19 protein-coding genes are annotated in these 19,216 nt (G+C 44.9%); 14 read left to right on the forward strand and 5 right to left on the reverse strand.

The window, feature by feature from the left end; translation table 11 throughout:
- Nucleotides 1-283: 283 nt before the first annotated feature.
- Nucleotides 284-442, forward strand: coding sequence for a hypothetical protein (locus B3V51_RS04625; protein WP_192994479.1), 159 nt, complete (start codon nt 284-286; stop codon nt 440-442).
- Between the two features lie 57 nt (nt 443-499).
- Here B3V51_RS04625 and B3V51_RS04630 read toward each other — a convergent pair whose 3' ends face one another.
- Nucleotides 500-856 (reverse strand): aspartate/glutamate racemase family protein, encoded by a 357-nt coding sequence (locus B3V51_RS04630; RefSeq protein WP_339605606.1) that lies wholly within the window; start codon nt 854-856, stop codon nt 500-502.
- Nucleotides 857-1,020: 164 nt separating this feature from the next.
- On the opposite strand from B3V51_RS04630, the gene B3V51_RS04635 reads away from it, so the two are divergent.
- From B3V51_RS04635 to B3V51_RS04660, 6 genes are all read left to right on the forward strand, one after another.
- The gene (locus B3V51_RS04635; protein WP_228724654.1) at nt 1,021-1,311 is read left to right on the forward strand and encodes a DUF2798 domain-containing protein; all 291 of its coding nucleotides are present in this window, start codon (nt 1,021-1,023) and stop codon (nt 1,309-1,311) included.
- A 354-nt stretch (nt 1,312-1,665) separates the two neighbouring features.
- On the forward strand, nt 1,666-2,643 hold the full coding sequence (locus B3V51_RS04640) for a zinc-binding dehydrogenase (RefSeq protein ID WP_093070201.1): 978 nt from the start codon (nt 1,666-1,668) through the stop codon (nt 2,641-2,643).
- Nucleotides 2,644-2,864: 221 nt separating this feature from the next.
- The gene (locus B3V51_RS04645) at nt 2,865-3,869 is read left to right on the forward strand and encodes a YhdH/YhfP family quinone oxidoreductase (RefSeq protein ID WP_093070203.1); all 1,005 of its coding nucleotides are present in this window, start codon (nt 2,865-2,867) and stop codon (nt 3,867-3,869) included.
- 166 nt (nt 3,870-4,035) lie between these two features.
- Nucleotides 4,036-4,827 (forward strand): TIGR04255 family protein, encoded by a 792-nt coding sequence (locus B3V51_RS04650; protein WP_093070204.1) that lies wholly within the window; start codon nt 4,036-4,038, stop codon nt 4,825-4,827.
- A complete protein-coding gene (locus tag B3V51_RS04655; protein ID WP_093070207.1) occupies nt 4,824-5,354 on the forward strand; it encodes a hypothetical protein in 531 nt (176 codons plus the stop codon). The genes B3V51_RS04650 and B3V51_RS04655 overlap by 4 nt, the downstream gene beginning before the upstream one ends.
- A gap of 8 nt (nt 5,355-5,362) precedes the next feature.
- Nucleotides 5,363-6,169 (forward strand): hypothetical protein, encoded by an 807-nt coding sequence (locus tag B3V51_RS04660; protein WP_186475330.1) that lies wholly within the window; start codon nt 5,363-5,365, stop codon nt 6,167-6,169.
- Between the two features lie 58 nt (nt 6,170-6,227).
- Here the strand turns inward: B3V51_RS04660 and guaA are convergent, their stop codons facing one another.
- Complete coding sequence (gene guaA, locus B3V51_RS04665) at nt 6,228-7,838, reverse strand: glutamine-hydrolyzing GMP synthase (RefSeq protein WP_093070211.1); 1,611 nt, start codon at nt 7,836-7,838, stop codon at nt 6,228-6,230.
- Between the two features lie 427 nt (nt 7,839-8,265).
- Between guaA and B3V51_RS04670 the strand changes: the two genes are divergently transcribed.
- From B3V51_RS04670 to B3V51_RS04685, 4 genes are all read left to right on the forward strand, one after another.
- Nucleotides 8,266-9,873 (forward strand): glycosyltransferase family 2 protein, encoded by a 1,608-nt coding sequence (locus B3V51_RS04670; RefSeq protein ID WP_093070213.1) that lies wholly within the window; start codon nt 8,266-8,268, stop codon nt 9,871-9,873.
- A gap of 123 nt (nt 9,874-9,996) precedes the next feature.
- Complete coding sequence (locus B3V51_RS04675) at nt 9,997-11,268, forward strand: glycosyltransferase (RefSeq protein ID WP_212564049.1); 1,272 nt, start codon at nt 9,997-9,999, stop codon at nt 11,266-11,268.
- A gap of 3 nt (nt 11,269-11,271) precedes the next feature.
- A complete protein-coding gene (locus tag B3V51_RS04680) occupies nt 11,272-12,423 on the forward strand; it encodes a hypothetical protein (protein ID WP_284718880.1) in 1,152 nt (383 codons plus the stop codon).
- 31 nt (nt 12,424-12,454) lie between these two features.
- Nucleotides 12,455-13,414, forward strand: a complete 960-nt coding sequence (locus B3V51_RS04685) for a glycosyltransferase family 2 protein (RefSeq protein ID WP_186475334.1) — start codon at nt 12,455-12,457, stop codon at nt 13,412-13,414.
- Nucleotides 13,415-13,663: 249 nt separating this feature from the next.
- Here the strand turns inward: B3V51_RS04685 and B3V51_RS04690 are convergent, their stop codons facing one another.
- Both B3V51_RS04690 and B3V51_RS04695 read right to left on the reverse strand, forming a co-directional pair.
- Nucleotides 13,664-14,257 carry a hypothetical protein gene (locus B3V51_RS04690; protein ID WP_093070221.1) on the reverse strand — a complete coding sequence of 198 codons (594 nt, stop codon included), beginning with the start codon at nt 14,255-14,257 and terminating at the stop codon, nt 13,664-13,666.
- A gap of 83 nt (nt 14,258-14,340) precedes the next feature.
- Nucleotides 14,341-15,507 (reverse strand): MalY/PatB family protein, encoded by a 1,167-nt coding sequence (locus tag B3V51_RS04695; RefSeq protein ID WP_093070223.1) that lies wholly within the window; start codon nt 15,505-15,507, stop codon nt 14,341-14,343.
- A 183-nt stretch (nt 15,508-15,690) separates the two neighbouring features.
- Here B3V51_RS04695 and B3V51_RS04700 point away from each other — a divergent pair, with 183 nt between their 5' ends.
- The 3 genes from B3V51_RS04700 (at nt 15,691) to B3V51_RS04710 (ending at nt 18,315) form a co-directional block, all read left to right on the forward strand.
- The gene (locus B3V51_RS04700; RefSeq protein WP_212564051.1) at nt 15,691-16,185 is read left to right on the forward strand and encodes a cupin domain-containing protein; all 495 of its coding nucleotides are present in this window, start codon (nt 15,691-15,693) and stop codon (nt 16,183-16,185) included.
- 151 nt (nt 16,186-16,336) lie between these two features.
- Nucleotides 16,337-16,909, forward strand: a complete 573-nt coding sequence (locus B3V51_RS04705; protein ID WP_186475336.1) for a hypothetical protein — start codon at nt 16,337-16,339, stop codon at nt 16,907-16,909.
- A gap of 77 nt (nt 16,910-16,986) precedes the next feature.
- A complete protein-coding gene (locus B3V51_RS04710) occupies nt 16,987-18,315 on the forward strand; it encodes a reverse transcriptase domain-containing protein (RefSeq protein ID WP_186475337.1) in 1,329 nt (442 codons plus the stop codon).
- Between the two features lie 39 nt (nt 18,316-18,354).
- Here the strand turns inward: B3V51_RS04710 and B3V51_RS04715 are convergent, their stop codons facing one another.
- Entirely contained in the window at nt 18,355-19,155 is an 801-nt protein-coding gene (locus B3V51_RS04715) for a crotonase/enoyl-CoA hydratase family protein (protein ID WP_186475338.1), read from the reverse strand.
- Between the last annotated feature and the right edge of the window lie 61 nt (nt 19,156-19,216).

The raw sequence follows: 19,216 nt of genomic DNA on the forward strand, positions 1-19,216 counted from the left end.
AGGTGGAAACAAAATCTGACTTTGATTTTAGCGCTAAACTTGTGCCTAGACTTTTTAATTTATAACTTTCTAGTCAAAACCTTATCTTCTATGTTCATATACAAGACTATCGTTAGCTCTTGTTTACCTTTCTAGCCCAGATAGCTTAGGCATTGTTATTTATAATAGGAGCGTTTTATAGCAGTAGTGGTTATAACTACAACCCTAAGCTCACTATCTATTCTTAATTAAACCCAACTGACACTCATCAAAGCCCAATCAAAGTGGCATAGAAGGATGCACCTTGAGCGACACGAGTACGCCCTCCAGTAAATCGCGTGACCTTACCAAAGGGTCTATCGCCAAAACCATGCTGCTGTTTGCCTTGCCAACGACACCATGGAGACGGTTACCGCTGCGCCGTATCATCAAAGTGCATGAAAAGGTTCATGGTAGCCATTAACCAACTTACGATAAAGGCTAAACGGTCGCAGCAGGTTTTATGCTATCTTTGCAGTATTTAGCCGACTGCCTTATCCACTAAAAACCTTACCGCCGCTCGCGCATGGATAGCGGTGGTATCAAACACAGGGATGGGGCTGTCCGCTTGCTTAATCAGCATGCCAATCTCAGTACAGCCCAAAATCACCCCCTCGCAGCCTGCATCAGCTAATTGCTCAATGACCCTTTGATAATATTCTCTTGAGCTATCCAATAACTGCCCTTGGCACAGCTCCTCATAGATAATTCGGTGCACCTCTACCCTTTCGTTTTCTTCAGGTATCACCACTTGCAAACCGCTATCTGTCAGGCGCTGCTTATAAAAACCCTGCGTCATGGTAAACTGCGTATCCAATAGCGCTATTTTCCTATTTATCGTTTAGTCTTACTTATCATAGATTATCGTAGCAAAAGTTGCTCTCTAGAAGAGCGCATTATCTAGAGATATTGTTTTTCTCAAGATAAAAAGATGGTTATGAATCTATAGCAAACCTGACGATTGATAATAACGATTTTACCAGTCCGTCATCACGGAGTATCATGAGCACTGCTATCACTTGTAGGATAATCGAAACTATGGCCAACTTCCCCACCATCAGAATACGCACCCGCCGCAAATACTATCGCCTGATCTTTACTGGTCTTATGGCGATGATGATGTCACTCATCATCTCAACCGTATTATTGCTTATAAAGGTGGGCTATATTGACGGTTTTTTTACCGAGCTGATGCACTCGTGGGGATTGGTCTTTATCGTGGCGTGGCCCAGCGCGTATTTTTGTGCTTATATGGTGCAGGAGCACATCCTTAGTCGCATTGAGTTTTATTAAGCCGCTATTTTATTAAGCCTCTATTCTATATAGTCAATCTCTTTCCATATAGCGCCGTGTCATTGACGGCTCAAGCACTATGTCTGTACATGATCAGTATGGCGACTGCTCATCTTTATCAAATGCAGCAATCCATATCTATGCTGTCAAGACAATGACTGAGCATTTAATCCACCTGAAACAAAACCATACATAACGTTATCATCTATTTACTAGACGACCAGTCTATTGTTATCTATAGTATGATCCATACTGATTATATTTAAACCAGATCACACAGTACGATAGCTACACCATAACGTGCTGGTCTGGGACCCACACACATAATAACAAATAATTGATTAAGGATAATTTATGCGCGTTGCTACTTATGATCACTTTGGCAAACCTTCCGACGTACTGAGCGTGGGCGAGCGTCCTATGCCGCAGCCTGCTGCCAACGAAGTACGTATCAAAACCATCCTTTCCCCCATTCATAACCACGACATGCTAACGGTCAGCGGGCAATACGGCTACAAGCCAGAAATGCCAGCGGTTGGCGGTAGTGAAGCGTTAGGAATTATTGATGCGGTCGGTGATGAGGTCACAGACTTAAGCATCGGTCAGCGCGTGGCCTGTGCCAGTGTGCACGAAACGTGGGCAGAGTATTTTGTCGCCCCTGCCACTATGGTGTTTGTCATCCCTGATAGCATCGAAGACGAACTGGCCGCGCAGCTGATTGCTATGCCATTATCCGCCTTGATGCTTCTTGAATTCCTAGAAGTAGATAGTGGACAATGGATCATCCATAATGCGGCTAATGGTGCTGTTGGTAAAACACTAGCCATGCTGGCAGCGGCACGCGGTGTGAACACCATTAATCTCGTGCGTAGCAAAGACTCGTTAGAAGAGCTGACCGCGCTAGATATCAAAAACAATGTCGTCACTACTGATGATGACTGGCAAGACCAAGTCCGCGCTATCATCGGTGAGGACAAGATCACCGCTGCTGTGGACTCCGTCGGTGGCGAATCAAGCAATGAGCTGCTATCGCTACTCGGTAGCAACGGCACGTTGGTCTCGTTTGGTATTATGTCAGGTAAACCAATGCAACTAGACGCTGGCAGCCTGATCTTTAAGCAAGCTATCGTCAAAGGCTTCTGGGGCAGCAAAACTAGCCAAGAAATGGATCTGGACAACAAACAGCGTCTGATTGATGAACTACTAGAGCGCGCGACCAACGGCAATCTAAAATTACCAATTGAAGCGGTTTATGGGCTTGATGAGATTACCAAAGCCGTCTCAGGTGATGTGCAATCTGGCAAAAAAGGTAAGGTACTATTAAAACCTTAGTAACTTTAAAGTATTGTCAAAACTATAATTTACACACTAACCTTTCAACGACTATTATCATCAGAGGTAGCATAAAATAACAAGAAGCCCGTTTGTATTTATCCTAAAGTACAGTGGGATTTTTTTGCTTTAATGGCTTTGCAGTCATGAGATAATGAAGCATGCGATAGTTAAGCCATGACTCATGAACATAAACAATAAAACGTAATAGGGATATCACTATGTCAAACGAGAAAACGTTTAAAGCCTTAGTCGTTGAAGAAACTAACGACGGTGAATTCAAAAAAAGCATTCACGAGCGCAAAGTCAGTGACTTACCAGAGAATGACTTGCTCATCGAAGTGCATTATTCATCATTGAACTACAAAGATGCCATGTCAGCCACGGGCAATAAAAGAATCACCAGAAACTATCCGCATACCCCTGGTATTGACGCGGCAGGTGTCGTCGTCAGTGACAAATCAGGCACGTTTAGCGCAGGGCAAGAAGTGTTGGTATTCGGCTATGATCTCGGCATGGACACCGCAGGCGGGCTTGGCCAGATAATCTCGATACCCGCTGATTGGGCGATAGAATGTCCAAAATCATTAACATTAAAAGAAGCAATGATTTATGGTACTGGCGGCCTAACCGCAGCCTTAAGCGTGCAAAAGCTTGAGAAAATGGGCGCAAAACCTGAAGACGGACCAGTCGCCGTCACGGGCGCAACGGGCGGCGTCGGTAGTATCAGTATCGCTATATTAAGTCAATTGGGCTACGAGGTTATCGCCTTCTCAGGTAAGCCTGAACAAAGCGATTATCTAAAAAATCTTGGCGCAAGCGAAGTCCGTCATCGCGATACGATCAATGAAATCGGTAGCAAACCTATCGGCCGTGAGCTGTGGGCCAATGCCATTGATACACTCGGTGGCGATTATCTAGCTAATTTGCTCAAGCAAACCAAAGCGGGCGGCGCAGTGACCAGTTGCGGCCTAGCGGGCGGTGCGGAGTTTTCGATGACGGTCATGCCATTTATCACCAGAGCAGTGTCATTATTGGGTGTCGACTCGGTACTTATCCCCCTTGAGGACAAAAAAGCGATTTGGCAGCGCGTTTCAACCGATATGAAATTGCCTGACCTTGAGGGTTATGCTGAAGAAATTACCCTTGAGCAAACGCCTGAATACTTAGATCGCTTTATTTCGAGTAAGGTGGTTGGGCGTTATGTGGTGAATGTGCGGGGTTAGGTTATTGGTTTAGAGAAATGAGTTTTTAGATGATGGCAGTGCTCTTTCGGGGTGCTGCTTTTTTTTGGAATTCTCAATTGTTTTCCAAAAATTACACAACTAATTACACATAGTGTGTATTATATAATAACTTTAAATAGACTTATCAGCTTACTGAGAGTTCAACATGTGTGACTATAAAAAGTTATCAAATCAACCTTTGGTCTTTGTATTAGCAGAATTTAGATTTTCTCCTATACTAGGTATAAAGGAATACATACCTAAGATTCAAGATGCTTTGAGAAATAAGCTACCAATTCTAAGGAACACTGAGACCCAAGAAATTACGGTGTCGCCTAACGGTATAAGCTTAGAGGCTCAAGCCAACTGGGAGTTTATCTCTAAAAATAGTCATACCGCAGCTTCGGTTAACCAGAATCGTTTATTGTTTATGACTAGTGAATATGAACGCTTTAATGGATTTGAAGAGAACTGTGATTTCTTATTACAAACTATTATAGATGTTATTAACCCAAGCCTCTGTTTAGGTCTTGGCTTACGTTATAGCGATACCATTTTTAACATTGAAGGCAAAGGCTCAATAGAAGATTTTGTTCAGCCTAGACTATACAACAACGATGATTTAAAACTGTCAGGGAGCTTACTAAGACAGACTAATGAAACTTTATGGAGAACCACAGAAGGGGCTATTTTTATTCGTTCGATATACGGTGAGGATAAAGTTTTAGTTTGGCCTGATGCAGAGAATTTACCCATTGCAATAGAAAAATCTTCTGATAAGCCTGTCAAAAGACTACTATTGGATATCGACCATGTATGGAATGCTCAGGAAGAAGAGTCCGGTCCACTAGATTTTAATAAAGGATTAATACTTAGTAAGCTATCACACATGCATAAAATCAGTCGAAAAGCATTTTGGAATGTAACAACAGAACAAGCCAAGGAGGCATGGAAATGAGACAAAACAGTTATGGAGCAAATAGCTGGATAAATAAGAACATTACTACCGCTTTTATAGGCGCTTCTATTCTTGCCACTACTCCAGCCTATGCTTTTAAGAAATCAACCAGTTACGATAACAGTCGTTATATAATTGACAAAATGAGCCAAGCAAGCGGATCAAGTATTAATGTTAAGTACAATACTCGCCAGTCTCAGCTTTCGACAATAAAAGAGTATTTTGATTTGAGTGATGAAGAGCTTGCTAAGCTTGTTGGTGTCTCAAGAAAAACACTGTACAACTGGGAGAAGCAAGGGATTAGTAAAGAAAAAGATAGACAAAGAGTGTTTGAGTTAAGCGTTATCGCAGAAGACTGGAGTTATAACAAGCTTCCTACTGATAAAGAAAAGCTGTTTACCCCTATCCTAGGTTCTACTAGCGTGATGCAAATGTTAACAGACGAAAAGCTTGATAGAGAAAAAATAATTTTTGCAGGTCGACGTCTTGCTCATCAATCACTGACGCCTGAATTAGGTTTAATTTAGAGGTTTAAATGCAGCGTATACTCGAAGCATTAGGATGGCGACAAGGCAGCTTTGTCAAACCTGAAACAGTTGCAAAGCTAATAGGTGATATAGATAGTACGTTCACTATATCTGCTAACAACTTGTTGGTTGTTGCCTCGCAATCATGCGACGTTGCCTCCTCGCAAGAAGAATACATCGAGCTCTCTATTGTCCGGCCTTTATCAGCTGAAGCGTTTAATAAACAGTATAGCCATAATCGTCATCCTAGAATATTGCATATAGAAGCCAACTCAAACAGCTCTGATGAGAAGGTTATTTTAGAGCTAAAAGCTCACGAAAAAATTCAAATAAAAAAGTCACTTCTTGAAGAATTTAAACCTGATTCTTCAATTAACTTTTTAGAAGGGAACCTAAATCAGTATATTGATTGGCTAGCTGGTCGTTATAAAAGACCAGCATTACCTACTAAATTCGATCAGCTAATCGCGTCTTCTGATAAAAAAGGTAAAAGAAAAAAGATTGCTAAGCGAGCTAATGAATATCTAACTGGTATATATGTTGATATTTATCCAAATCGAGATATTAAGGATGAAGAAACTTATTCAGTTAATTTGTTAGGTATAGCTTCTAATGATCAGTCTATTGCTTCTGCTACTGATGCACTTAATGAATATGCCGATATATTAAAAGATGCAGGAATGGACGTCTCTGTTCCTAAAGTAGGCACTGAATTTAAAATTTCTGTAGGTACTTTACGCCAATATCAACGTATCGATTTTGACTATCTTTCGTACGAAGAAAATAACCCTATACCACCTGATACAGGAATTTAGACAAAAAACACCCAACCAAGTTGAGTGTTTTTTATTTCAGCTAAATACTGAGTAGAGATTATTCCCACTCAATCGTCGCCGGCGGCTTGCTCGATACATCATACGTCACGCGTGAGACCTCAGCGATTTCATTCATGATGCGATTCGATACTGTCTCAATCAAATCATACGGTAGATGGGCAAAGCGCGCGGTCATAAAGTCCACCGTCTCAACGGCACGTAGCGCAATCACCCACGCATAGCGGCGGCCATCACCGACCACGCCAACTGATTTGATTGGTTGGAATACCGCAAAGGCTTGCGCGGTTTTGTCATACCAGCCAGAGCGCTCCAGCTCCTGCATAAAGATAGCATCTGCCAAACGCAAGACATCAGCGTATTCTTTTTTCACTTCGCCAAGGATTCGTACGCCTAGACCTGGCCCTGGGAATGGATGACGGTAAATCATCTTCTCTGGTAGACCAAGGGTGATACCAAGTTTACGCACTTCATCTTTAAATAGATCGCGTAACGGCTCAACCAATTCAAACGCCAAGTCATCTGGCAAACCGCCAACGTTATGATGGCTCTTAATGACGTGTGCTTTACCTTGATGTGACTTAGCAGATTCGATCACGTCTGGGTAAATCGTACCCTGTGCTAAGAACTCAACAACTTTACCATCGCTCTGCTCGCTCACTTGACGCGCACTATCAGCGAATACGTCGATGAAGGTTTTACCAATGATTTTACGCTTTTTCTCTGGGTCGCTCTCGCCAGCCAGCGCGGTTAAGAAGCGCTCTTCGGCATCGACGCGGACGACTTTGACGCCCATGTTTTCTGCAAAAACTTGCATGACCTGATCGCCTTCATGCAGACGCAAGAGACCATTATCCACAAACACACAAGTCAGCTGATCGCCAATGGCTTTGTGCAGTAGTGCTGCAACGACTGAGCTGTCCACGCCGCCCGATAGTCCGAGCAATACTTGCTTGTCACCGATTTGCTCTTTGAGCTGTGCAATACGCATATCAGCGATATTGTCTGGCGTCCACTCACCAGCACAATCGCAAATCTGATGGACAAAACGACCTAGCAGCGCTTGACCTTGTAGGGTGTGCGTCACTTCTGGGTGGAACTGTAGACCGTAGTATTTCTTGTCATCATTAGCCATAATCGCAATCGGGCAGCTTGGCGTACTAGCAACGATGTCAAAGCCTTCAGGCGCTTTGATGACTTTATCACCATGACTCATCCAAACGTTTAGCTTGGCAGCCGCGCCGTCAGTCTTGCTGTCTTCGATACCGTCAGTCAGCTGCGAGTGACCATTTACTTCGATGGTCGCCGCACCAAACTCATGAATATCACTGGCATGAACTTGCCCGCCGAAGCGATCTGCCATCGCCTGCATACCATAGCAAATGCCAAGTACTGGTACACCGAGCTCAAACACCGCGTCATTGATACGCGGGCTATTGTCCGCATGCACACTCTCAGGGCCACCCGATAAGATGACGCCTTTTGCGCCAAAATCGATGATACGCTGAGTGTCGATGTCATAAGGGAACATCTCACAAAATACCCCAGAATCGCGCACACGGCGGGCGATTAACTGACTGTATTGCGAGCCAAAATCGAGGATTAAAATGCGGTCTTGCTTGATAGTTGGCGTCGATGATGCGGTCGTCATAAGGTGAGTATCCATCAATAAAAAATTGGTGCCCTATTTTAACAAGTTTAGCGCCATGAATGGCGGTTGATATGCGGTTTATTCTTAACTATTTTTTTCAAGCGTTGACGCACTCAACATAAGGACATGACTAAGACAGATTTTTGACGCCTATCGCTATAAACCTTTTATAAAACCTTATTTTATAGGTGTGTATCTCTATATTTTCGATGCTTCACTAAATTTCTTAAGTTAATGACTGAAAAACTTACGTAACATTACGAGATAGTGCAGAAACTAACACTTAATAATCAATATGTTACCAAGCTTTGTATTACTATGAATTTGTTCTCTCAAGCGCCAATTAAATATTTCATTAAAACCAAAGCGCTATTTGCTGCCCCTGTTTCCAACGTCCACAGCTCGATAACGATAAGAATAAAAGATTATGACTCCTTTAACGTCTGCGTCTCGTATGATGCACGGTGTGCAAGATACAGTTTTTGCGCCCGTATCATCTCAGTCGACTACTGCCACGATTGCCTTTAGCTTCCAGCTAATGACACGAGCGGAGCCACCTGAGATTGTGATTGCAACCATTAAGTCGTTATTGGCTGTCAAACAGGCAGTGGATGAAATCTTAATTATTGATAATAACCATACGGATAAATCTCTTTATCAACCACTGGCCGCCTTTTGTGAATCGCTAGATGCCGCGCTCAACGTGCGCTTTTATCATATTGATGAGATTGCAGGCTACAAAGCGGGTGCACTTAACTTGGCGCTGGCGTGGATGGACAGACGCTGTAGTCATATCGTGGTGGTGGATAGCGATTATGAAGCATTGCCGCATGCCCGTGAGGCGATGGTACAAGCCATTAACGACTATCCTGAGCACACACTATTACAGTTTCCGCAGTTTTATCGCAGCGCCCATCTTGAGGACATTCACAGCGAGCTGAATCATTACTTTAACCATCACCTATATCAGCCGCGCAATCGTATACGCGCCTTATCGACAGGCACCTATGCGGTCATTCGCCGTCGTGATTTGCAGCAGCTGGGCGGCTGGTCGGGCGCATCAATCACCGAAGACGCGCAGATGGGGGTGCTCATGCATCAGCATGATATGCGTAGCGCCTTTATTCCTACAGTGATTGCAACGGGACTGCTGCCCGCAACCTTGTGTGATTTATTGGCACAGCGTCAGCGCTGGGTATATGGCAATATGCAGATTTTTTGTCGCTATCTTGCCGCGCCATTGTTACGTCGTCTGCATCCGACGTATGCCGCGAGTATGGCGACAACCAAACACAGCAAAGCTGAGCAGCGCCGCTATCAGCGCGCGCACTTGTCGCAGCTCAGTGCATGGGTCAACGGCACAGGGATTTTAATCTTGCTTCAGCTTATCACCGTGATGCTGATGGCGCTCACCTTGATAGTGGGGCACGACAGCACATGGGCGTTACCGATTTTGGCTGTCATCTATGCAGGTTACGGCGTATTTTTACTGCGCCGTTTATGGGCGTATTTGCACGACCAAGCGCCACTCACCCAGCAAATGCAGCGCGGCTATCGACATTCTATTCCTAAACGCTTACGTACATGGCTGATGCATTTAAACTTTTGGGAAGTGGGTGCGCTGTGCTGGTTGCCTGTATTGTGGGGACGGCAAAAGCCCTTTGTGTGTACCCCAAAAATCGCTCCTGATGCCACGCAATCAGCGCTAAAGCACGCCAATCGCCGTGCCTTACCCAAATTACTATTGATATTAAATGCACTCACTGCCCTGTTGGTATCACCGCTGTCTGCGGCTTATTCCCCGATACTATTTGTCTGTGCGCTCACCGTCTTTGGTTTAAAACTCATTGCCGCAAGACTTGCCTTAGCCAATTACAGCACTGCCAGCGAGGCCGAGTACCTGCGTTCTTTATCAGAACCATCAGCACCTTTTCCCTTATTAAATACAGAATATGTAAAGCCACTAAACATTCAAAAAATGCCCTTTATCAAGACGACTGATCGCGTACAAGATAAGCAGACCATCAACTTTTAACCTTTATTTTACTTTTTATTTTGCGCACATTTTTATCCTGACTTTTACCTTTATTTTCAATAACAACAACCATAACAGCGGCGGCCATAACGATGATGAATAAGCGCCGCCATAGGAAATATTATGACCCTTTTATCTTTACCCACTGCTTCTGTCACGCCGCAGAAGCGACCCTTACGCATTGCTATCATTGCGCATTCTTTATACCCGATTGCTGAGCCTTACGCAGGCGGGCTTGAGATGATTACGCATTTGCTATGTGATAAGCTGGTTGCGGCGGGGCACGAGGTGCTGCTTTACGCGCATGCTGACAGTCAGACGGAGGCGACCCTTGTACCGCTATTGTCGCGTCAAGAATTTGAGGCGATGGTCTATCCAAACGAGCATGAGTCGGTGGCGATGGGGCGCGAGGAGATGTACCAATACATCACCTATCAACATGCGCTTCGCGATATCATCGAGCGTGACGAACGCGGCGAGATTGATGTGGTACACAATCACAGCTTGCATCATATTCCGATGATGATGGGTCAGGTCTTTGGCAAGCGCTTTTTTACCACTTTTCATACGCCGATTTTTCCGCAGCTGCGCTTGGCATTATTGACCCTACAACTGGGCACCGATACGCAATTCACCTCGATTAGTACCTATCAGCAAAAACTGTTTGCCGAATTTGTGCCATCTAAAGTGGTGTATAACGGTATTGATGTGGACTCTTTTGACGCGCAGCTGACACCTATCGATGACGAAGTGTATCTGTGGTACGGACGTATTTGCCCTGAAAAAGGCACGCATTTGGCAATGCAATATTGCTTGGCGGCGGGCAAGCGCCTGATTATCGCAGGCCCCAAAAGCAATGCACAGTATTTTGAGCAATCTGTCGCGCCGTTATTACTCCAAGACAAGCAGCAGGGCAGCGATTTGCTCGACTATGTCGGTCACAAAACCAAAGCAGAGATTAACCGCTACTTGAGTCAAGCGACGGCGATGCTGTTTACCAGTACGTGGGATGAGCCGTATGGTCTGATATTGGCAGAGAGTCTCGCCTGCGGCACGCCTGTGATTGGCTTTGATGTGGGTGCGTGCGCGGAGATTGTCACGTCTGAAACGGGCATTGTGGTCGCTAAAGAAGACAAAGCCGCCTTTATTAAAGCGTTTGATAGCATCAAAAACATCTCACGGGCGGCGTGCCGTGCGCGTGCCAAGTTATTTTGTGCCGATACCACGATGGTCGATGGCTATTTGGATTTGTATTATCAAACGCTGACACCAGAACAACAATCGCTATCCACAGCGCAAAAGCCCAGTGCTGCCATGACCAAGCGCTTACCTTCGATGCCACCACCACAAGCGACGCCAAGTCTCGACACCTTGCCCCAGCACGCTGAGGGTTAAGGGATGCGCATCGGCTATTACGCCCATCATCACGGCTCGGGGCATTGTCGGCAGGCGGACAAGCTGGCGGCGCTACTGCCTGAGCCTGTGCGCGCGCAGTTCACGGTTTTTACCAGCGTGTCTGCGGCGGACTATAGCTTTAGCAATATCAGTGAAGCGCAAGTCGTCCGCCTCGCGCCTGAAGATGAGCGCGCAGACGATGTGCTCAAAGGGCGTGCGGGACAATACTGGCAGCCTGAGAGCTTACACTATTCCCCTGTCGGCAATCGCGACATTCAAACGCGTAGCCATCAGCTGATACAGGCGCTACACGCGCGGCAGATTGCTCTAATGATTATTGATGTCAGTGTGGAAATTGCCATGCTATGCCGCACGATCAGCATGCCCTATCTGTACGTGCGTTTGACTGGCGTGCGGGACGATACGCCGCACATAGAGGCTTTTAAAGGTGCGCTGGCAATGCTTGCCCCGTATCCGCGCGCGCTTGAAGCGATAGACACGCCTGCATGGATGCCAAAGAAAAGCCTGCATTTGGACTTTATCGGTACAGCGCTCAGTACGGATTTAACCCGTTCCGAGTTTTTGACATTACTCAATGATTTAGCAGACGATGCTACGCCGCATCGTGAGGGCGCGCCCATCATCACGGTGATAAAAGGCTATGGCGGACACCAAGCGATTGATGCGCGCCTGCCCACATTGCGTGAGCTATTGCCCGATGCCTTTATCATCTCGCTCGGTCCTATTAGTGACAACATGCGTCACTTGGTCGATATTGCCACACAGGTCAAAGACGTGCGCCCGTTTATCATTCATAGCGATGCCTTGTTTATGGCGTGCGGGCTGAACAGCATCGCGCAGGTCTATTACGAGCAGACGCCGCTTATCGTACAACCTGACGCGCGCCCGCATGACGAGCAAGTTGCCACCGCCAATGCTTTGATTGCGCAAGGTCGGGCGCTCAGCTGGAATGACTTTTGTAAAACGGTGCAAAACAATAACGGGCAGCTGCCTACGCCGACAGCCATTACGCAGACAGCGCCTGACTCGGACACCTCAGCTGCCGCATTGATGCATAGCTTTGGCGACTATAGCGATACCAAGGCATGGTTTAATGAGTGGCTGTTGCCCAAACTTGCGCTGCGTCCCGAATAATCATCTTTTAATAATAAGAAAAACTAAGCCTATGATGCATCACGACAAAGCCTCCCCGAAGCGACCGACCGCGCCTGTGAGCGTCATCACTACCTGCTATGGGCGTAACACGCACTTATACAATCTGCTTGCCGCCCTTGCCAACAGCAGTACGCCACCTGCCGAAGTCATCATCGTCAATGACGACGCCGACCCCAAGCGCCTAAACGAATACGCGCTGAACATCGTACAGATTCCGACCACGAAAGATGGCAACGATAAGCAAGCGCGCTTTGATATCGGGCACAATCGCAATATCGGCGCCACGCACGCGAGCTTCGATGCGCTGATATTCTTAGATGTCGATTGTCTGGTTGCGGCGGACAGCATCGCTGGACTGTATAGCAAGCTCACGGCGCATCCTAACGCGCTGCTGATGGGGCAGCCCAAATATCTGACGCGCCCGCTGTCAGCCGCCGAGTCAGCAGCGCTGTCAGCTGGGATGCTAAATAATGCCGCGCTAGATGCGCTCTCCGTATACAACCCTTATCGTCCCAACTTTGCGCCCACAGACTCACTCGCGCCCGCCGCGATGACGCAGACCGAGGACTTCGGGGCGTTTTGGAGCTTGTGCTTTGCCATCACGCGCCAGCAGTTTGATGCGCTTGGGGGCTTTGACACCGCTTATGTCGGCTACGGCGCGGAGGACACTGACTTTGCGTTTCGCGCACGCGCGTGCGGCATGCCGTTTTATCTGACTGCCGAAATCGTCTACCATCAGCAGCACAGCGTCTGCCGTCCGCCGCTAAATCACTTGGACAGTATCGTTATCAATGCCAATCGCTTTTATGATCAGTGGCAACATTGGGCAATGGCAGGCTGGCTGGGTGAGTTTGCTGAGCTCGGCTTGATTGAGTGGCAAGCGGCGCAGACAGCGCCGATTACGTTGCTGCGCGCACCTACAGAAAAAGAACTGGAAGCGTCGCATTGTCCTGATGCACCGTTTGTTTAGAGGTGGTTTTGTTGATGCGTGGCAGGTGAGCTTGCCGCAAAAGTGAAAGCGCCCAAACAGTACCTGCGCTCAAGCCCGCATGGTAAGCTATCTCCGATAGAGTAACTGTATAGATATTAAGGCTCAATGGTTATGACCGATTGAGCTTTGGGAAGTGGTTGAAAATTTAGACCATACTATTTTGTACAATTCAACATACATTCGCAGCTAGTTGTAGGAGAGTTGAAAAATTCCGAGGAAATGCACATCTTAAACTTTGTCCGAGTTTGCGACAAAGTAATTATAGTATTTTTGCGCCTCATCCTCTGAACCTAACGCAACGTCAATAAGCATTTGAAGACCCCATACTGGACCTGGAGTAACCTGCTCTAAATCTAGATCTTCAGGATAAGCATCTGGGTCTATTGCCATATCTAGGTTTACAAACCACCAAATCTCTATCTTTCTCAATAAACCGACCATTTCTTCAAAAGTTTCTGTGACATCAAAGTCAATCCCAGACGAAGCAAATGTTAACATTTCATGAGCTAAGGTGTTGCGGCACCTTTCGATATACTCAAATTTCTCTAAATCTTCATCATCAATGGCACCCATATCTCGTAGCCACGTTAAAGATGCATAGAGTCGGCTTCTATTCAAGACAAGCACCTTTTCTTTATACTCAGCGCTAACAATCATTCCATTTTCATCGAACCCATTAGTAAAAAAGCCTTTTATCTTTTCAACAATACTATTCTTGAGCATCTCGAAGCCCATCGAAAATATAGAGGCTGTAATGATATTTTTTTTAAGCGTCGTGGGGTGAAGTACACGCTCCCATGATGCTTTAACTTTTTCATCCATGTTTGATCTCGATTAATAGAATCAATAGTTTGCTTGTTTCACTAGGTCAGCAATAAGGCATTGCCCATTTTCTCAATAATGTCTTAATTCCCCAACCCCTCAAACGCCACCACCATCCGCGCCAAGCCCGCTTCTAACAGCATACGCGGACAGGCAACATTGATACGCATTTTTGAATGCCCCTCACTGCCATACTTATAGCCTGCGCTCAGCTCCACTTTCGCCGCACGTAAAATATCATAAAGCTGCTCGTCGTCTTGACTATATGCTGAGCAATCCAGCCAAATCAGATAGGACACTTCTGGTCGCATTACCTTGATATTGGGTAGATGTTCAGCGAAAAACTGCAAGGTAAACTCAATATTGTCCTCAATATAGGCAAGCAGCTGTGCCAACCATTCACCGCCGTCACGATAGGCGCTGTGCATCGCGGCATAGGCGAACATGTTGAGCTCATACTCATCGTTTAGATGCTGCTGGGCGTCAATTTTTTCTATCAGTGCGGCATCCTTAGAAAAAATCAGCGAGCCTTTAATCCCCGCAATATTAAAGGTCTTGGTCATTGAGGTCAGACTGACCACCTTATGCTCATAGCCTTGTGCCAGCGTTAAAAACGGTGTAAAGGTATGCTCGCGCAAGGTCAAATCCTGATGAATCTCATCACTGACAATCGCTACATCATGCTTTTTGCAAATCGTCAGTAGCGCCTCAAGCTCCTCTCTCATCCATACGCGCCCGCCCGGATTGTGCGGATTGCAGACTAAATATAGCTTCACATCATGATCGATAATCTTGGCTTCGATATCAGCTAAATTTAAGTGATATTTACCCTCGCTCTCTTGTAACGATGAGGTGATGAGCGTGCGACCATTTTGCTCAACCTTACTCATAAAGGGCGTGTACACAGGATCATTGACCAGCACCGCATCCCCTACCTCGGTAAAGACGTTCATCATCAGCGCTAAGCTTGGCACGACACCCGGGGAAAACAAAATATTTTCTTTAGCAAGTGGTAACTCATAGCGACTGCCATGCCACTCGATAATGGCGTCATATAGCGCCTCAGTAGGTTTGGTATAGCCCAATATGCCATGCTGTACGGCTTGCTCAATCGCGTTTAAGATAGGCGGTGCGGCCTTAAAATCCATATCCGCCACCCACAGCGGAATCGTATCATCGCTATAGTGCCATTTAAGCGATCCCGTACCACGTCTATCGATGACTTCATCAAAGTTATACAACACCCGCATTCCCCTTCATTTAAAATAATGGTTCAGGGTACAACAGGAATGGCGTCATCAACAATCGCTTTATGCAGGATATATAAAGCCGCTATCTGATTATCAACATCACGCCTATCTCGTCCCTTTTAAAACCTGTTACTATTGGCTAATAGTGGTATGCACTCAAAGCATCAATCAAGGAGACCGATGATGACGACACCAGAACAAAAGCCGCCTAAGGACACGCAAGCATACGTCTTGACCAAATCCGATATCGATAACACGCCTGAGACTAAGCATATTCACCAGTTCAATGAGCACGCTATCCGCCATACGGTATCGCTCAGTGATATCGTTGGTCTGACCAAGTTTGGCTTGCACCTCGTACGGGTGGAAGCGGGAGATGAGACGACGACCCATCACTATCACGAGGAGTCGGATGAGTTCATTTATGTACTGTCAGGTGAGCTGTCGCTGCGCTATGGTGATGAGCATTATGAGCTGAGTGCTGGAGATTTTGTCGGTTTCCCTGCACATGGCGCGGCGCATTCGATGCGCAATGAGAGCGATGCCGATGCCACTTACCTGATGGGTGGCAGCCGACCACCGATCGATATTACCCTGTATCCAGAGATCGACCGTAAGATGTATAAGATTCATGGTAAAAAGGAGTATGTGGATTTGGAAGATTTAGGTGAGGTTTGAGGGTAAGATTTGAATAATAACGATTTCATTAACAAGTGTTTGCTAATTTGTAAATATTAATGCTATTATCTATTTAGCTCTAAATAACGTAAACAATTTAACAAATTGTAAGCTGGTTATTGATGAGCTTGTCACACCATATGACAGCTATATGACGTACAGTTTCAAACGTGCGCTATATTTAAGTGGCGACATTGTTCAACGCTTAAGAAAGCTTGCTCATAATTTGCGTGGAGCACTCTTGCCCTTGCTACCTACTACTCAAGAGGATGAAACAATATCAAATGGTGATGACATGGTGAACATATCGAAAATAGCTTTCCTGTTAAATAAACTTATTGAGCCGCTATTATGGCTTGAAAGAGCGGTACTGATAAACGGCGCACTATCGCCAACAGCACCATTTGCGACAAAGGCATACATATTTGTGGCAGTATTGATAACGATTGCACACTCGTATGTGTTAATATATAACAGTGAAATAATCCGTAAGAAAATCGCAAAACTGATGGGTATGGCTCCAAATGACGTTAACAATTTAACTGATTGTAAGGTTGTTGTAGATGAGCTTATCATTCCATATGACAGCTATATGACGTACCGTTCCAAACGTGCGCTATATTTAAGTGGCGACATTGTTCAACGCTTAAGAAAGCTTGCTCATAATTTGCGTGGAGCACTCGACCTTCGTCATGATTATCTAGTGAATAGACCTTTTGCATAAATTCTTTATTTTGTTAATAGAACTTGATATATGAATTTTTGCAAAAGGTTTGTTAAGTAGAAGCAAGGGAGATAATCATGACAGATAAGGTTAACTTCTCATCTTATGTGAAAGAAAATTTTAAATCCACTCTTAATCAACTCGCTAAAAACAAGTCGAAAGCCGACAACTCCTACCATACTCAATACATCACCGTTAATGATTATTTAAATGATTTTAGTGACAAAGCTTTAGATAGTATTTGTAAAAAAATATCAGATTTCAAGTATAACTGTGACCATCTCACCCCTGTTATTTTGCCTAAAACTAACTGTCTTAAACGCGATGTAATGACATTAGACAATACTCGTTTGGTCTGTGTTCCCTCAGTACAAGATAGAATCGTTCAAAAGCTATTTATTAAATACTTAAAAGACCATTATGAAGAAATATACAAAGTATTTTGTGAATATGATCATGCCTTGAATAAAGGTTATAACGACAAAGAAGTAGAATATATTGATGATAAAGGAACACCAAACAAGAAAACCATACATGGTATTCGCAAAGCTTTAGATGACGTTATAGAGTATCGGAGCAAGTATAGATACGTTATTAAAGCAGATATTGTCAAATTTTTTGACAATATAAATAGAGAAATCGCTGTAAAAAAGTTTGAAAAAGAGTTTATTGGATTAAATGACGATAAAGAGTTAACTGCTATTCTTAAAAGTTTCGTATACTGCGATGCTAAATTAGATTATGGCGATCTAAAGCACAAAAAACTGATAGAAGCATACCTAAAAAAACTTAGTGGTAAAGGTGTTCGTCAAGGTATGCCTATAGCATCATTGTGCTCTTCAATGTATTTATACGAGTTTGACAATTTAATGATTAAGAACAGCACACCGTATATACGTTACGCAGACGACTTTCTAATCTTTAGTAACTCTTATGATAGAGCTAAAGAACTAAAAGACCACGTTCAAGAAAACCTTAAAAATATTGGTTTAGATATTGAAAAGGAAGTTGGAGATCCGAAAACCAAAATATGTGGTGCTAAAGACAATTTCACATACCTAGGCTTTGATATAGTTTATAACTCCAGACTACAATCTTATCAACGATACATTCCTGAACCAGTTTTTCATAAGGCTATAGGACGAATAAATAGTTTTCAATCGATGACTAAGGTTAAACGAGAATGCGGTAATTATGTTGATTTTAGTTTATATCTTAGAATACTTATCTCAGGATATACGAACTTTTATAGTGAAGACTTAGCTATTAATGGTGCCAAATTTGAGCGAGATTTAATAATAGCATCCAAAAATGTCAGAAAGAAGCTGATTACCGATAATCTAAATATAGATTTTGAAGATATCGGCTCAGCAAATAAGAGAATGTTCTTTTTTGGCATCAAGTAATTGATTACATTCTTTGTTCAATGTCCATTTAAAAATTCCCTATCGCCCCTTAAACTCAGCTTCCCTTCTCTCAACCATCGCCATCACGCCCTCTTTGGCATCCTCTGAATGAAAGAGCGGCGGCAAATAGCTGTGGATATTAGCCAGTGCCGTCGCGGCACCATTGCGGCTCGCATCTTGCGCGGAGGATAGCGCGCCTCTAACGCCCAGCGGCGCAGCTTTGCTGATCTCTTGCGCCAGTGTTAATGCGCGCTCGTACTCAGTCCCATTTGCCACCACTTCACTGACCAAGTTCAGTCGATCAGCCGTTTGCGCATCGAACGTTTTGCCCGTGAGTAGATATGGCATGGCTTTTTGCCAGCCTGCCGCCGCGACAAAGCGTACCGTCGCTCCGCCAAATGGCATGATGCCGCGCTGGACTTCCATTTGAGCAAAGTTACAGTTGTCGCTTGCGATGACCACATCACAATTGAGCATCAACTCGATAGCCACGGTAAAGCACGTGCCTTTGACCGCCACCACCACAGGTTTGGTGCGTAAGCGTCCACTAATGCCCCACGGGTCAATTTGATTATCATCAAACTCAAACACACCATCGTTTAGCTTATCTTGTAGCTCGACCAGATCGAGCCCAGCGGTGAAGTGATCGCCATACGCAAAGATAAGCGCACAGCGTAGATGCTCATCGTCTTCATATCGAGTCAATGCGTCAGATAGCTGGGTAATCATATGACTGTCAAAAGCATTGCGTTTATTGGCGCGATTTAGCCCAATCAGGCAAATAGTGCCGTCTGTATCATAAGTAATGCGGTTGTCTTGCGTAGTACTGTCCGTCGTCATGGTGATGTCCTTGTCAAAGTTCTTTTTTATGAAGTGAGTAGGGCGTGTTGAACATTCGACC

Origin of the sequence: Psychrobacter sp. UBA2514, assembly GCF_002341255.1 — a bacterium.
Taxonomy (GTDB): Bacteria; Pseudomonadota; Gammaproteobacteria; order Pseudomonadales; family Moraxellaceae; genus Psychrobacter; species Psychrobacter pacificensis.